Source organism: Pokkaliibacter plantistimulans (assembly GCF_003194385.1).
Taxonomy (GTDB): Bacteria; Pseudomonadota; Gammaproteobacteria; order Pseudomonadales; family Balneatricaceae; genus Pokkaliibacter; species Pokkaliibacter plantistimulans.
The window spans coordinates 44064-59237 of sequence record NZ_LAPT01000114.1 but is presented as its reverse complement, the minus strand read 5'-3'; the positions used below and the strand labels follow the sequence as shown (position 1 = coordinate 59237).

The following is a 15174-nucleotide window of genomic DNA, read 5'->3' as shown; positions in this document are numbered from 1 at the left end:
GTCACGTACTCCGACGTGTTTTCGTGCGACAGCATCTCGTATCTGCAGGCTTACCTTAGCGTCCAAGACATAAGTACCTGTATATACAATTGACTCGATACTAGGTTGATTTTTGTTCGGATGCAATACGGCAATCAGCAAAAACGAACAGAAAAAACGCTCGATTTCAGTGCCTGAAAAATGCGTTTTGCCTGATTAAAAGGCAGTAAAAATGAAATCTGCTGGATACGAGCAAAACGAGGAGCAAGCAGCCCGTCACAACAACGGGCTGGCTAGTCGACAGGTAGAACTGAAAGGATAGAAACGCACCACGATGGCGCAGAGAAAATACAGAACTCAGACAGGCGCAGAACGGAAAACAAGTTTCATTATGCACACCGTACTGGCTGCAGCCGTTATCAGTTTCAACATAGACGGAACGTGACTGGCACTCCGCTCCACCACCAGCGTATCCAGAGGCTGCAATGACCAGGCAGTATCAGCCAGGCTCAGTTCAACACTGCCACTTTGCACAAACACCACCAACACATCGGCCTCAGTGGTCTCCTGCATATACCAGCGCTCCCCCTGGTGCCAGGAGACATCCGCCACCACCTGCCCCTCCGCATAGATCAGATTGAGATCGCGAACCGGCCCGTCAATTAATCGGCAATCAACTTCACTGGCGCCAGAGAACGGCCATGCCTGACCTGTATGCAGCGGCGGCGAGTCTTCACCATCGATGGTCAGAACCATGCCTTCTCCCTGAATCACCGATATCACCCGGCGATAACCGTCAAAGGCAGAAAACGGGCCTGCAGCGCCGATATCAGCTACCGAGATACGCCAGAGGAAACGTCCGCTATCGGCAGGGTCATCACGACGAAAGATTTCTGTCGTAGTACCGCCACCGTTTTTCCAGGGCATGACGGTACAGCTGGCAAGAGGGAGGTAGATGACTTGGCTCATTATGATCTCTGTGAGAAGCACACTCCGGTCGTCACTGGCGGCAGCGACCTGATGCGGGTGGATGGAATATCACGAATCCCCTTGCTTGAAGTGACCTTCCAGACGATGGCGCGTGCCGGGATAGAGCAGGCGTGCAGACGTCACCACCCTTCGCTGCGACCAGGTGCGGCGACGAATCAGCAAACAGGGCTCGGTGGCGCTGATATGCAACAGCTGCTGTTCCCAGGGCGCCGCCAGCACAGCCTCAACCACATGCTCTCCTTCGGTCAGAGGCGCGATCTGACTGAGATAGGTAAACGGAGTCTGCCGGGAGAAGTCCTGCTGCAGGTAGTCCGGGACCAGCTCAGGGTTGACGTAGCGATCTTCAATCTGAATGGCTTCATCGTTGTCGTAATGCACGATTACCGAATGAAACACCGGTGCTCCCTCACGAATCCCCAGAGCAATGGCTTGCTCAGTCGTTGCGCTACCGCGCTCCATCTTGATGATTTCAGCATGGTGGCGATGACGGCGTGCGGCGATTTCATCAGCAATGTTATGCACTTCGAACAGTGCAGAATGCCCTTTGGCTTCAGCGACGAAGGTTCCGACACCCTGCATTCTGACCAGATGACCATCCACCGTCAGCTCGCGCAGCGCACGGTTGATGGTCATCCGGCTGAAACCCAGCTCCTTGACCAGCTCACTTTCGGATGGCACCCGGTGATGTGGTGGCCAGTTGCCATTGCGGATCTGGCCGAGAATCATCTGTTTGACCTGCATATACAGAGGTGCCGGGCCGTTCTGCCCCAGTCCCTCGGCTGCTGTTGATGACTCGGAAACATCCTGACCTAGATCTCTACTCACCCATTGTTCTCCTGCAAAGCACGGGCATCAGGGATAAATTGATTTGCCCCACTATAACGTATATATATGTATATACAACACACTTTCTCAACCCTACTCAGGTGTCGGCCATACTGCTCTGTACACCACACTCTGCACAGACGTAGTGGCAGTGAGAAGCAGGACATTTCCGCGGTGTGGCTTGTGTGCAGCTATCCTGCCTCAAGGCCTGCGCAGCCTCCCCGCCCGTCTTCACCTGACAAAACTGCATTCAATCTAGAAGGCATTGGCCATGGCTGTCTACTTTTCCGATCTTGCCCTGTTGCCTGAAGGCTGGGCTTCCAACGTACGTATCACCGTTTCATCACAGGGTATGATCGAGCACATCGAGGTCAATACCAGCGCTGACGGTGCAGAGCATCTCTGTGGACCACTGCTTCCGGGCATGCCAAACCTGCACTCCCACGCCTTTCAGCGTGCCATGGCAGGTCTTGCCGAAGTAGCGGGCAATCCGCAGGACAGCTTCTGGACATGGCGTGATCTGATGTACCGCATGCTGGGCAATATGCAACCAGAAGACGTATCCGCTATTGCCACCCAGCTTTACATCGAAATGCTCAAGGCCGGCTACACCAGCGTGGCCGAGTTTCATTATCTGCACCACGACATCCATGGCCAGCCATACACCAACCCCGCCGAACTGGGCTTGCGTATCAGTGAGGCTGCAGCGCAAACCGGCATAGGTCTGACGCTCCTGCCCGTGATGTATGCCCATTCCGGCTTTGGTGGCCAGTCACCGATGGAAGGCCAGCGTCGCTTTATCAACAGTATCGACAGCTACAGCGCATTGCTGAACCAGTTGAGTGATCAGCTGACCAGACAGCCTTTGCAGCGTACCGGCCTGTGCTTCCACTCACTGCGGGCGGTAACACCGGATCAGTTGCATTCGCTACTCAATCATTTCCCCGATACAAGTCTGCCGGTACATATTCACATTGCCGAGCAGATGAAAGAGGTCAACGATTGTCTGAGCTGGAGTGGTCAGCGCCCTGTCGAATGGCTGCTCAATAACACGGCGGTCGATCAGCGCTGGTGTCTGGTACACGCGACTCATCTGAATGATGAAGAGTGCAGACGCCTGGCCACCTCGCAGGCGATTGCTGGCCTGTGCATTACCACCGAAGCCAATCTCGGCGACGGTATTTTCCCGGCTACTGAATATCTCGCTACGGGCGGACAATTCGGCATCGGCAGTGACAGCCATGTCAGCGTCAGCATGATGGAAGAATTGCGCTGGCTGGAATACGGACAGCGTCTGCGGGATCAGAAGCGCAATCGTCTTACCCACCCTCAACAAAAACACGTCGCTGACTACCTCTACCAGGGCGCACTGCAAGGCGGTGCTCAAGCACTCGGGCAGCCGATTGGCAGGCTGGAGGCTGGCTACCGTGCCGACTGGCTAGTAATCGATGGACAGGCTCCTTTTATCGCCAGCAGCCAACCGGATGACGTGCTCAACCGCTGGCTATTTGCGGGGAACAGCCGCCAGATTCGCGATGTGATGGTGGGCGGAAAATGGCAGGTGCGTGATGGTCACCATGTGCTGGAGGAGCAGGCGGCTGAACGCTTCACGGTCACTTTGCGCAAGCTTTTCAGCTGATAAATACACACCACAGCCCACCGATCAGCAGCCTGTTGGTTAAAAACAGGCTGCTGACGTTAGCTACTACCACCATAGGCAGACCCAATTAGTCTTTTACCCATCCCTTGGGTAGACTCCCGCTCAGTTTAGCTATCGATAACAGCGGCCCGCACTGGCCAGCACACCTGACTGAATAAGGAATCCCCATGCTTGCTGTGATTTCCCCTGCCAAGACTCTGGACTTCGAGACACCAAGCAGCACTTCACGTTACACCCTGCCCGATTTTGTGGATGACTCAGCTGAGCTGATCGAACAGCTGCGAGAGCTTTCTCCACAACAAGTTGCCTCCCTGATGAGCCTGAGTGACAACCTGTCCTCCCTGAATGCATCGCGCTTTGCTGCATGGCAACCCGACTTCACTCCTGACAACGCCAAACAGGCTGTGCTGGCATTCAAAGGTGACGTTTACCTCGGCCTGGATGCGGGGACACTGGATGAGCCACAACTTGACTATGCACAGGAACACCTGCGCATTCTTTCCGGCCTGTATGGCTTGTTGCGGCCGCTGGACCTGATGCAGCCCTACCGTCTGGAGATGGGTACCCGGTTTGCCAATCGTCGTGGCAAAGATCTGTATAGTTTCTGGGGAGATAAGCTGACGCAGGAGCTCAATCAGCTGCTCGCACAACAAGGCGATTCGACGCTGGTGAATCTGGCCTCCACCGAGTATTTCAAGGCGGTCAACACCAGGAAACTGAATGGACGCCTGATCACGCCGGTATTCAAGGATGCCAAGAATGGTCAGTACAAGATCATCAGTTTTTACGCTAAAAAAGCGCGCGGCATGATGGTGCGCTATATGATCGATCAGCAACCCGCCACTGCTGAAGCGCTGAAAGACTTTGACTATAAAGGCTATTACTTCAGCGAGGAGCAATCCAAAGGGGATACCTGGGTGTTTCTGCGTGAGGAAGGGGCGGAATAAAAAGGGCTATTAAACAGCCCGTCATGCCTCCTGATACAACAACGGCGTCCATTATGGACGCCGTTGCTATTTCTACTTGAACGATATGCCTCAGCCAGGCTGCTGAATACCTTCGATAGCCCACGCACTGTTGGGCTGGCTGGCGTCCTTGGCAAGGTGCCAGATTTCACTGAACTCACCTTCCTGGCCTGCCTGCTGCTCACGTACCCATCCAGAGAACTGGATGCTGGCCACGACCTTGTCACCCACTTGCTGGAAATCGACCAGATCAGTCATCACCGATACTACTTCAGTGTGCTGAGCCTCACCCATTTGCTCACGCTCAGCTTTGATCTGGGCAAACAGCTCAGGCGTCATATAGCTGGACAGCGTGGCGTAGTCTGCAGAATCCCACGCCTTCTGCAGAGCACGGAAATGATCTTTGGCTTCTTCGAGGAAAGCATCCTTTTTGAACCAGTCAGGGATTTTCACCTCATCTGCCAGCTCAGCCATCAGTCCTTGCTCAGTTGAGCCAAAGCTGCCGCTACGCATGGCGGAAGTGGTCTGGGGCTGAACCACCGCCTCGGCAGGCTGTTCATTACGTGCCTGCCAGGGATTATTGGCGCCAGCATGGGCATAACCCTGATTATCCGCCTGTGATGATTGCGCCTGCTTACGACGAGTAAAGAAGCGATAGGCCAGAAATGCCAGTGCAGCCAACACCAGAATATCCAGCAAACCACCACCTACACCACCGAACAGCAGGCCACCCAGCAGGCCACCCATCAGTAAGCCGCCCAGCATGCCCCCCATGAATCCAGGCTTCTTGGCAGTTTGAGCTGCAGCAGCGCCCGTAGCCGGGTTAGTCGTCGTGCTGGACTTGTTGTACGTGGGGCTGTACGCCGGTTTGGCTGGCGTGGAATAGGTCTTACCGAAGGTTTTGCCGCTTCCCAGACGTGCAGCCTCGGCACTTTGCATTCCGAGGCTGAACATCAGCAGGAAGGCAGTAAAAAAGGTCATCAAACTTCTATACGAAACTGTTTTAAACAACCGACTGCTTAACAACATACGTCTCTCCAGTATTGGCTATATGCATTCTGCACCCGCGCACCTTACACAAAGAGGGCTAAAATGTGCAAAATTTTCCTTATTTTAGATTCACAGCCAGTCCAAGTTAAAGCACCCTACCCGTCTATCCTAGTTACCGATAGTTTCCGGATCAGCTAATCACTTGATTTCATGGGACATTTTCCTTCTTTCGCGGTATGACTTACTCAGCCAGCGCCACACATACCCTGACGCCCCATCAAAACCATCACGTACATAGCGCAGCACGTTGTAATTCCCCGCGGTCCATTGCATCAGAGCTGATGCCCGATAACGGCCACAGAACAGGATAACGTCACCTTCCTGCAGCAAGGTATCGGTAGTAGGGAGTAACACCAGACCGTTTGAACGCTTGATCATCAGCGGGAAAGCCTTGAGTGCATCCAGCCTCTGCCGCGGGTCTACTTGCAATACGCCCAGCGGCACCGACTGGCGATCTGTCAGTGCAGTCATGATGGCAGGCGCCTCCTGCTGATCGATCGTTAATGACCAGCTATCCAGCTCCTGGTCATCCACCACCTCGCGCATCCGTTCAATCAACTGCTGCGCCCAGGCGTCACTCTGCCCTCCCATCTGCCGCAGAAAATCCAGCAATAACGGCGTCTTGATCAGCAGCATGATCTTGTTGGCGATAATCCAGGCTGGCTCCATGACATAGTCAGGACATGCAGCCTGAAAGACACGTTCGTTGTAGCGCTGATTCTGCCGTGCCACGGTGATCAGCTCAGGGTTGAGCATACGTGCTGTCATCAGAATCGACAGGTTGTTGGCATCACTGGCCGTTCCAGCCACCACTCCCACGGCCTGCGCAATGCGTGCCTCCTGCAAAGTAACAGCTTCAGTGCCCAGCCCCAGCACCATGTCATCCATCATGCCGAACTTGGCCGGGTCCTCATCAATGACCACCATATCAACCTGATGTGCCCCCAGGTAACGGTGCAGTGCCTGCCCCATGCGCCCGTAGCCACAGATGACCCAGGTGCCCTGCACCTGATGAGCACCAATCTTGGCAGGACGGTGTCTCGGGTTGACCAGCCAGTCATAAACCAGATGCTTGTAGGGCGAGTGGATCGCCATGGCCAGATATTCAGCAAAGGATTCAAAGGGGTTGACGATATGCTCGGTGCCAAAGGAAGCCAGATTGTCATTAATCGCCTGGCTCTCAGCACGACTGATCACCGGGGTACGGGTCGCCAGCAGTTTACTGGCAATCGCCACCGCAAGATTGACCTCATCGCTGTTGGTCAAGGCCACAACACCAATGCAGTGCTGCTTCAGCAGCCCGGCATCAGTCAGAATGTCTGGTTCGCAGGCATCCGCACACAGCGCAGGGACTGCCATGGGCAGCGTATCAGTCAACAGATCGTCTATACGCTGCTGATTGATATCCACCACAACCGCCTGAATACCGCGGGAGGCCAGCTTGTTTACCAGCAGACTGCCGGTGACGCCATAACCGCAGATCAGGTAGAACGGCTCCTGAATGGCCTTGACCGCATTGCGAAAACGCTGACGGGCGCGCATCCGGCTGAATGCCTGATCCTGCAGAATCGCCAGCATGGTGCCAATGCCGTACAGCCAGGCAATGACAGTAACGTAGATGGTCAACATCGCCCAATAGCGCTGGGCGTCGGTAAAGGCATAGGGAATTTCGCCGAAGCCGATGGTCGACCCCATGAAACTGACAAAATAAAAGGCATGGAAGAAGCCCATCTGCCAGGGCTGGCCTTTGTCGTCCATACCGGGAATCAGCACAAATCCAGTGATGGAGATGGCATAGACCACAATCAGAGTAATCAGCGGCCAGCGCAGGCGGCGCAGCAACAGGTAAATGACGGAATTCACACGCGCACCTAGCGGCGAATCATCACGGTTTCCACCATCAACAGGATGACGGAAGTAAGATTGGCCAACAGCGCACCTGCTGACAGCGAGACCACGCTGGCCACAACATTTTCGGTCAATCCGTCCAGCGAAACATAGTCCGCATAGGCCCATACCCCAGCGGCCAGCAACAGCTGCAAGTCTGCCACCAGACTGGTAGCCAGCAACACCGCGCCGATGTGTGTTCTGTCACCAAACTTGAGTACCGTTGCAATCAGGCTGACCACGATAGCGGCAAACAACTCAAAGGCATTGTGGTGATTAGCGTTATGAATCTCGCCCAGCACAAAGCCAAAATTGAGAGTCAGTGCCAGCACAATAAAGAACGCAAAAACCACCTTTTCCCTATTCATTCCATCCACTCCCAACGGGTTCAACTCCACGGTCGCCGCTCGGCATCTGGCTGCGACTGATTTATGCCGCGCTAGCATAGCTATCCGCTGCCAATGTGCAAATTGTGCCGACGGGTCACACCACCCACCATCAAGCGGGTACCTGACCACTCCCCCGAAACCTGACAACCGCACACAGCAAAAAAGCCTTCACCTGACAGGGCGACAGACGGATAAAACTATAGTGGAATGCCCACCTGCACAGGTTGATACATCGATATTGCGTCTGACATACTCGGGCGCCGTCTGCATTGCAGTCGGCCTGTCCCCGTAGTTAAGCAGGAAGTTGCCATGGTTCGCTCGCCAAATGAGTTTTTACTTGATCGACTGCAACAGTTGGCACCTCAGCGCGTGGTCAGCATCGGCGCCTGCGTTCCACCGGCACTGCAGAGCTATTGCGAGCAACACGATTGCCAGATGCAGCACTTCGAGGCTCACGATGCCCGCCAGCAACTGCAAGGTGCTGCCCCCTCCGAGCTGATCCTGCTCACCGATGCGCTGGAACACCTGCCACCACTGGAGGGCAGAGCGTTGCTTGGCTGGCTGCGTAATTACTGTGCGCCGCGCGTCTGGCTGAGCTACAGCCCCACCGAACAGGATGGTGACACCTGCTGGCAGGATGCAGACTTCTATGCGCTGGGCCTCACCCGCGAACAGGGTTTCAGCCAGGGTCAGCGCAAGCTGGTGTTCTATGCCTTCGACCTGTTGACCTATAACCACGTGCGCACCTGGAACAACCCTGACAACTGGGCCAACCCGGAGAACTGGGGAAAATACTGGTGGTAGGGCTTCTGCGTTGTGCAGATGCGAAGTCTTGGCATAAGATAGGCGCCAATTGCCGATGCAAAATAAGCACCTATTCACGACAGGTTGTGTGACGGAGCCAGCAAAGCGTAAATAACTGAGGACACAGCATTTACTTGATGTAGATGAGTGCACCGAAGGGATTTACAACGCCAGATTGCTGACACGCATCTTTCCGTGTGTATGTCTTTCGCCTCATGGCAGCAGCATCCGATACAGAATTACCCAGCCGGAGTATCCCCCCATGAGCCAAGCACGCAACCAACGCTATATGAAGATTGCGACGGCCTGCCTGCAAGCCCTGAAGCAAGTCGACAGTCAGGAACAGAAGGAACAGCAGATCGAACGGGTCTATCAGGCCATTGACGCTGCCTTCCAGGAAGCCAACCGTGAGTTTGCCCTGCAGCTGACCCAGGCACTGGTGGCGCTGGAGCAGATTGCCACTCTGCCGGAAAAAGAACAGCATCGCGCCCGGGATATCGCTCTGGCCGCCCTGCCTCACAAACACTGACCTGCTGATGACTGGACGCATTGTTCAGGTTGAAGCGTTGCAACAGGGGTGGGATCTGCAAGGTACCGCCCCTCGTCCACTGACAGCCAGCTACAATCTCTCCCCCTATCAGTGGCTGGCACTTCAGCGCCAACCCTATTTGCTTGAGCCTGCCCACTGGGGGCTGGCCCCCTCCTGGATCAAGCGACTCAATGAAGCGCCCTACACCGCCAGGGCTGAACAACTACTCACCAATGCCATGTTCAAACGCCCGCTGGCCAGACAACGTGCCGTGCTTCCTGTTGATGGCGTGTTTGACTGGATCAGTGCCTCAGGGCGACGCTGGCCCATCTACATCTCCAGCCCGGAACAAACGCTGATGAACATCGCCGCCCTGTGGGAAGTCTACCAGTTAGGCGATATGCGCTTTCTGACCTGTGCATTGATCAGTGTTCCCAGCAATCCCTTTCTTAGTGCATTTCTGACGCGCATGCCTGCCCTGCTGGATCAGCAACAAACGGCTCAGTGGCTGAGTACAGACACAACCGATACCGACGCCATCAAGCTGTTACAACCCTGGTCGGGGGTATTGCAAACCTGGCAGGTAACCGCAGAAATGAACTCTCCGCAATTTCAGGGCTCTGATTGCATTAAGCCTGTCGGCAGAGTGTTCAAAGGCTGAACAACTTGCCGCTGTTGCGCGTTGGTTACCCCAACACACGCGACGCAAGCCCGTGATATTCGAATATATCGACCTTGCCCGGTCGGAAAGACAACTAGGAGTGTTATGAAAACAAAGTGGTGGTGGATGCCCATGCTCCCCTTGCTGGTATCGATGACAGTGCCAGCAGCCGAGATCAAAAAGAGCCCCAATGACACTCGTAGCTACCAGAGCCTGGTGCTGCCCAACCACTTGCAAGTGCTGCTGATCAGCGATCCCGATACTGACAAGAGTGCTGCGGCGATGGACGTCAATGCTGGCAGCGCGGATGAACCCAAACAGTGGCCCGGACTCGCTCACTTCCTTGAGCACATGCTATTTCTCGGCACCAGCAAATACCCCAAGGCCGATGCCTATCAGGACTTCATCAATCAGCATGGTGGCAGCCAGAACGCCTACACCGCCTTTGACCACACCAATTTTTTCTTTGATATCGATCCTGACCAGCTAGCTCCTGCGCTTGACCGTTTCTCACAGTTCTTCATCGCCCCCCGGTTCAGTGAGGACTACGTCAGCCGTGAAGCGCATGCGGTCGATTCGGAGTACAAGGCCAAGATTCGGGAAGATGGCCGTCGTCTGTACGAAACTATGCGTGAAACCTACAACCCCGACCATCCGATGAGCCGCTTCAGTGTGGGGAATTTACAAACCCTGCAGGATCACGGAGAGCTGAAAATTCGTGACGCCCTGATCGACTTTTATCAGCACAGCTACAGTGCCAGCCGCATGCGTCTGGTGGTACTCGGCAAAGAGCCCCTGCCACAGCTGGCAAGCTGGGTCACACAGTATTTTGCAAGCATTGCTGATCACCCCACCATCTCTCGTCAGATGCCCCCGCTGTTCACCTCCAGCCAGTTACCTGCAGAGCTACAGCTGACGCCGATTCGTGAAGTACGGACTCTGAGCCTGACGTTCCCCCTGCCACCGCTGCGCCAGTATGAGGATAACAAGCCCGTGCAATACCTGGCATCCTTGCTGGGTGACGAGGGCAAGGGCAGTGTTTTGGCTCTTCTCAAATCACTCGGCTGGGCCAGCAGTCTTGGTGCGGGAGTGGGCTACAACGGCCCCGACGCATCCACGATGCAAATCAGCCTCAGTCTGACGGCCGCAGGTCAGGAGCACATCAATGACATCGTCTCTCTGGTTTTTGCCTATCTGCGCAAGATTGAAGAAGGTGGTATCGACGAGTGGCGCTTCAGGGAAATGGCCAGACTGGCTGAGATCGACTTCCGCTTCCAGGAGAAGGTGCCGCCGATCAACTGGGTGAGCGGCCTCGCCAATGCCCTGCAGGACCACACTGCGGAGCAAGTGCTCTATAGCAGCTACGATTATCACAACTACGATGCACAGGTTATCCGCCAGTTTCTTGACTATCTCACCCCAGGCCATTTGCTGGTAACGTTGATGGCGCCCGGCCTGTCGACCGACAAAACCAGCCGCTGGTATGACGTGCCGTACCGCTACACCCAACTGAAACAGGAGCAATGGCAGGTGTCGCACCCTGAGTGGTTGCAACAACTGGCCCTGCCTGCCGCAAACCCATTCATTGCTGAACAGTTACATGTTCTGAAAGGCAACGATTCCGCTAAACCCAAATTACTGCAACAGCAGCCCGGCTTCAGCTTCTGGTATCAGCAAGATACCTCCTTTGGCACCCCAAAGGCCGACTTCTTCGTCAACCTGCGCTCAGCGAAAACCAACGACACAGCCAGAGATACCGCCCTGAGTGAACTTTACACCCGCATGGTGGAGGAACAGCTTAATACCCTGACCTACCCCGCCTTTGTTGCAGGACTGGAGTTTGAACTCTATCGCCATATTCGTGGCATCAGCTTCAAGATTACCGGCTACAACGACAAGCAAAGTGTACTGTTGGATGAACTACAACATGCCTTGCTGCAACCCCAATGGAATCAGGTCCGTTTTGACCAGATCAAGGAAGACTATCTGGATGAGCTCCGTAACCGCAAAGAATCCATGCCCTACAAAGTCAGCATGGGGCGTCTGTCTGAACGCCTGATGCCGTCGTTTCACACCAGCGCCGAGCTAATCAGTGCACTGCAGGGCATCAGCCTGAATGACCTGCAGCAGTTTGTTCCCGCATGGCGCCAGCAAATTCAGGTAGTAATACTTGCACATGGCAATCTGGACCAGCAGCAGGCCCGTTCCATGGCGGAGAAGGTAAAGCATGCCTGGCTGGATAACGCCCAACCTGCAGAGGTGCCGCGTGCAACAATTGATGCGCTACCCGCTGGCTATCAAGAAAGCATCAGCGAACAGGGACCTCACAAGGACACCGCGATCACCTGGTACTGGCAGGCTGATCAGGATGACCTGAAGCATCGTGCCGCTTTCGCCTTACTCAGCCAGATTATTTCCACCCCTTTCTACGCAGATCTGCGCACTCGTCAGCAACTGGGTTATATCGTGTTCGCTACCCCGATGCCGATCATGGACTGGCCCGGCATCGGCCTGGTATTACAGTCGCCATCGGCAGATGCCGCCACCCTCACAACCAGGGTCGATCAATTCATGCAAGATTTCCGTACACAGCTGCAGCACCTGAGCAACGATCAGCTACAAACCTTCAAACAGGGCTTAATGAGCGATCTGAGCAAGCCTGATCAGACCCTGTACGAGCGGAGTAACTATTACTGGCGGGAGATTGATCGCGGCGCCTACAACTTCGACAGCCGCAATGAGCTGTTAAAAGCCATTGGCACTATCGACAGAGCCACGTTACTAGCCATCTACGACCACATGCTGTCACCACAACAACGACGTGCACTGATTGTGACCGCCTCTCCCGAACCCCAGAAATAGCAAAATGACCGATACCGCCCGGCCGCTTTGACCGTGCTGCCGGGCGGCATCCAGGCATGGGGAAGACAGCGATGTTTACCATCCTTGGTATTGACCATCTGGTGCTACGGATCAGCAACTTGAGCAGGATGCTGGATTTTTATCTGCATCTTGGCTGCACACTTGAAAGAGAGCGCCCAGAACTTGGGCTCTACCAGTTACGAGCAGGTAATGCACTCATTGATCTGATCACCATCGATGGCCCTCTTGGCCGTACAGGAGGCGCACCGGCAGAAACTGAAGGACGTAATCTTGACCACTTCTGCCTCAGAATAGAGCCCTTTGATAAGGCGGAGTTAGAGTCCCTGCTGACCGCGATGAACCTGAGCACCGGCTGCATCGAGTCACGTTACGGTGCCGATGGGCTGGGCCCATCGATCTATCTGAAAGATCCTGAAGGCAACACACTGGAGCTGAAAGGTCCGCCGCTCCACCGCTGACCTTTTCATCACTGCCCTGGTTTGATCTGTGATCCGGGAATAACCTGAACCTGCCATGTGGTCTGCGGCACTGGCAGCTTTTTCTTTGTCGCCGGGATGATAGTCACCTGCTCGGCGGTCTGGATCGGGTGTCTGGGCGGCGCGGGTATCACCACGACCTCTTCAGTTGTATGGGCTTTTTTCTGTGGCGCACGAATAACGTCAACATCATCGGGCACCGCAACCCTGGTCGCCTGAGCAGGAATGACTACCACATTGTCATCGCTCACCTTACGCGCCGTGCTGGCAACAGGAATCACCTTTACAGCACTGTCTTCCTTTACCGCTTGCACCTTCGATGCAGAAATAACGCTGACATTTTCCTGATCCGACGTTTTTTTGAGGGTACTGGCTGCAGGGATGACGGTCACTGGCAGACCATCCACCCCTTGCTCCAACCCAGCAGCAGCGACTTCAGCGCCGACTAAAAGCAGCAGGCTGCAGCTCAGCTTTGGCCAAGCAACGCTCAACTTCATTGCCATACTCCTGCAACTGTCTCAACAGCAAGTGCTTTTCCTGTGTCAGGCTTTCATCAGTCAGTAACGCCTCCAGCTCGGAGCGGTAAGCCTCCAGCGTCAGGGCGCCTGCGCGCCCATCAGTGATACGCTCATGGCAAAACTCAATCCATTGAGCCTTTTCTGCCTCGCTCAGATGCTGCGGAAAGCTGCGCGCACGATAGCGAAAGAGCATTTCCTCCAGTCTGCCATCCTGAAAGGGAGGACAATATCCACGCAGCTGCTCTGCTGGCATCTCAATAACCGACTGCATCAGCCGCTTGTCAGAAGCACTGAAAAAACCGCCGCTGTAGAGCATCAGATCAGGATCAGAAACCTGGAGCTCTGTAGCGGGCTTACGCTGGTAGATTTGTTCCAGCTTGGGCTTCCAGTTCTCAGTATGCTGACGCAACAGAGTCAGGTTGGCCTGCAGTGACTCCAGCGACAATGCCAGCCTGTCGGCGATATCCTTGTTAACTCCCATCACCACCGGGCTGCGGTTAATATGTAACGTCTTCAGTGCTGGCCTGACCTGCCCGGGCGGCAACTGATCAGTGGGAGTATAGAGCAGGCGCTCCAGCTCTTCGGCAGAGGTGTCGAGCAACACCTGTACAGGCTGGCTAAGATCAAACAAGACGATCCCGTTCGCATTACCCGGCTGACTCATTAACGGCGCCAGAACCGCTGCATTCATTCGCTCGGTGGGAAACATGCCAGAAATGTGCAGAACGGGCTTGTGGCGAAAGATATCCAGTTTGCCCTGCACTTCACGCTTGTCACGCAAGCTGAGACAGTAATCAAACAGCTTCGGAGCACGTGTCTTGATCAGCCGCGCCAGAGCGATAGTAGCCTCCACATCACTTAAAGCATCATGTGCCTTGTCATGCCCTACACCGTTGGCTTGGGTCAGATGCTCCAGCTTCATACTGACCCGGCCATCTACCTCAGGCCAAACTAGCACATCTGGCTGCATCAATCGCACCAGCCGCACCATATCGAGGATATCCCAGCGCGAACAGCCGTTTTGCCATTCACGCGCATAAGGATCGCGCAGGTTACGATAAAGCGTATGGCGGGTAACCTCATCATCAAAGCGAATACTGTTGTAGCCGACTCCGCAGGTTCCCGGCTGTTTCAGCTCGTATTCGATGCGTGCAATAAATTCAGCTTCAGGCAGCCCCTGCCGCCATGCCAGCGCTGGGTCAATACCGGTGATCATGCAGGCCACAGGCTGAGGCAGGTAATCAAAGCTTGGCTGGCAATAAATCATCAAAGGCTCGCCAATGGGATTCAGCTGCCAGTCCGTACGAATACCGGCGAACTGAGCAGGTCGGTCGCGCGCGGGATCTATGCCAAAACTCTCATAATCGTGCCAAAAGAACGTTGTTGAACTGCTCATAAACAAGATAGCCACTATGAATCTTTGTCACAGACTAGCAGGGAAGGTAACGAGGCGCACTTCCCGCACTGCGCTGGAGCAACATACGTTTTTTGATTTTGCCGGGATTTCGGTTACGGAACGAAGCTTTAAGCGCTCTCTAAAGGACGATACAATGTCGAC

Annotated in this window: 14 protein-coding genes; 7 read left to right on the top strand and 7 right to left on the bottom strand. The window is 54.8% G+C overall.

The features are described from left to right. Nucleotides 1–336 precede the first annotated feature (336 nt). Nucleotides 337–948 carry a HutD/Ves family protein gene (locus WH50_RS21675; protein ID WP_110189314.1) on the bottom strand — a complete coding sequence of 204 codons (612 nt, stop codon included), beginning with the start codon at nucleotides 946–948 and terminating at the stop codon, nucleotides 337–339. Nucleotides 949–1017: 69 nt separating this feature from the next. Beyond that, the gene (hutC, locus tag WH50_RS21670; RefSeq protein WP_243410219.1) at nucleotides 1018–1794 is read right to left on the bottom strand and encodes a histidine utilization repressor; all 777 of its coding nucleotides are present in this window, start codon (nucleotides 1792–1794) and stop codon (nucleotides 1018–1020) included. A gap of 271 nt (nucleotides 1795–2065) precedes the next feature. Here hutC and WH50_RS21665 point away from each other — a divergent pair, with 271 nt between their 5' ends. Together WH50_RS21665 and yaaA are read left to right on the top strand one after the other, a co-directional pair. Further along, nucleotides 2066–3433 carry a formimidoylglutamate deiminase gene (locus tag WH50_RS21665; RefSeq protein ID WP_110189313.1) on the top strand — a complete coding sequence of 456 codons (1368 nt, stop codon included), beginning with the start codon at nucleotides 2066–2068 and terminating at the stop codon, nucleotides 3431–3433. 188 nt (nucleotides 3434–3621) lie between these two features. Next, nucleotides 3622–4401, top strand: a complete 780-nt coding sequence (gene yaaA, locus WH50_RS21660) for a peroxide stress protein YaaA (RefSeq protein ID WP_110189312.1) — start codon at nucleotides 3622–3624, stop codon at nucleotides 4399–4401. A gap of 90 nt (nucleotides 4402–4491) precedes the next feature. On the opposite strand, the gene WH50_RS21655 is transcribed toward yaaA, so the two are convergent. The 3 genes from WH50_RS21655 to WH50_RS21645 all read right to left on the bottom strand — a co-directional run bounded on the left by WH50_RS21655 (nucleotide 4492) and on the right by WH50_RS21645 (nucleotide 7724). Next, nucleotides 4492–5400 (bottom strand): Tim44 domain-containing protein, encoded by a 909-nt coding sequence (locus tag WH50_RS21655; RefSeq protein ID WP_165838512.1) that lies wholly within the window; start codon nucleotides 5398–5400, stop codon nucleotides 4492–4494. Between the two features lie 207 nt (nucleotides 5401–5607). Then, complete coding sequence (locus WH50_RS21650; RefSeq protein ID WP_110189310.1) at nucleotides 5608–7332, bottom strand: potassium channel family protein; 1725 nt, start codon at nucleotides 7330–7332, stop codon at nucleotides 5608–5610. A gap of 8 nt (nucleotides 7333–7340) precedes the next feature. After that, nucleotides 7341–7724 (bottom strand): DUF6394 family protein, encoded by a 384-nt coding sequence (locus WH50_RS21645; protein ID WP_110189309.1) that lies wholly within the window; start codon nucleotides 7722–7724, stop codon nucleotides 7341–7343. Nucleotides 7725–8054: 330 nt separating this feature from the next. On the opposite strand from WH50_RS21645, the gene WH50_RS21640 reads away from it, so the two are divergent. The 5 genes from WH50_RS21640 to WH50_RS21620 all read left to right on the top strand — a co-directional run bounded on the left by WH50_RS21640 (nucleotide 8055) and on the right by WH50_RS21620 (nucleotide 13080). Then, nucleotides 8055–8549: a DUF6231 family protein gene (locus WH50_RS21640; RefSeq protein ID WP_110189308.1), complete on the top strand. Its 495-nt coding sequence runs from the start codon at nucleotides 8055–8057 to the stop codon at nucleotides 8547–8549. A gap of 262 nt (nucleotides 8550–8811) precedes the next feature. Then, entirely contained in the window at nucleotides 8812–9078 is a 267-nt protein-coding gene (locus WH50_RS21635; RefSeq protein WP_104155782.1) for a hypothetical protein, read from the top strand. A gap of 7 nt (nucleotides 9079–9085) precedes the next feature. Next, on the top strand, nucleotides 9086–9739 hold the full coding sequence (locus tag WH50_RS21630) for an SOS response-associated peptidase (protein ID WP_110189307.1): 654 nt from the start codon (nucleotides 9086–9088) through the stop codon (nucleotides 9737–9739). 105 nt (nucleotides 9740–9844) lie between these two features. After that, nucleotides 9845–12601, top strand: a complete 2757-nt coding sequence (locus tag WH50_RS21625) for an insulinase family protein (RefSeq protein WP_110189306.1) — start codon at nucleotides 9845–9847, stop codon at nucleotides 12599–12601. A gap of 71 nt (nucleotides 12602–12672) precedes the next feature. Beyond that, nucleotides 12673–13080, top strand: a complete 408-nt coding sequence (locus tag WH50_RS21620) for a VOC family protein (protein WP_110189305.1) — start codon at nucleotides 12673–12675, stop codon at nucleotides 13078–13080. An 8-nt stretch (nucleotides 13081–13088) separates the two neighbouring features. Here the strand turns inward: WH50_RS21620 and WH50_RS21615 are convergent, their stop codons facing one another. Together WH50_RS21615 and sbcB are read right to left on the bottom strand one after the other, a co-directional pair. Next, nucleotides 13089–13595 (bottom strand): hypothetical protein, encoded by a 507-nt coding sequence (locus WH50_RS21615; RefSeq protein WP_110189304.1) that lies wholly within the window; start codon nucleotides 13593–13595, stop codon nucleotides 13089–13091. Next, nucleotides 13534–15012, bottom strand: coding sequence for an exodeoxyribonuclease I (gene sbcB, locus WH50_RS21610; RefSeq protein WP_110189303.1), 1479 nt, complete (start codon nucleotides 15010–15012; stop codon nucleotides 13534–13536). Before sbcB ends, WH50_RS21615 begins: the two co-directional genes overlap by 62 nt. Nucleotides 15013–15174 lie beyond the last annotated feature (162 nt).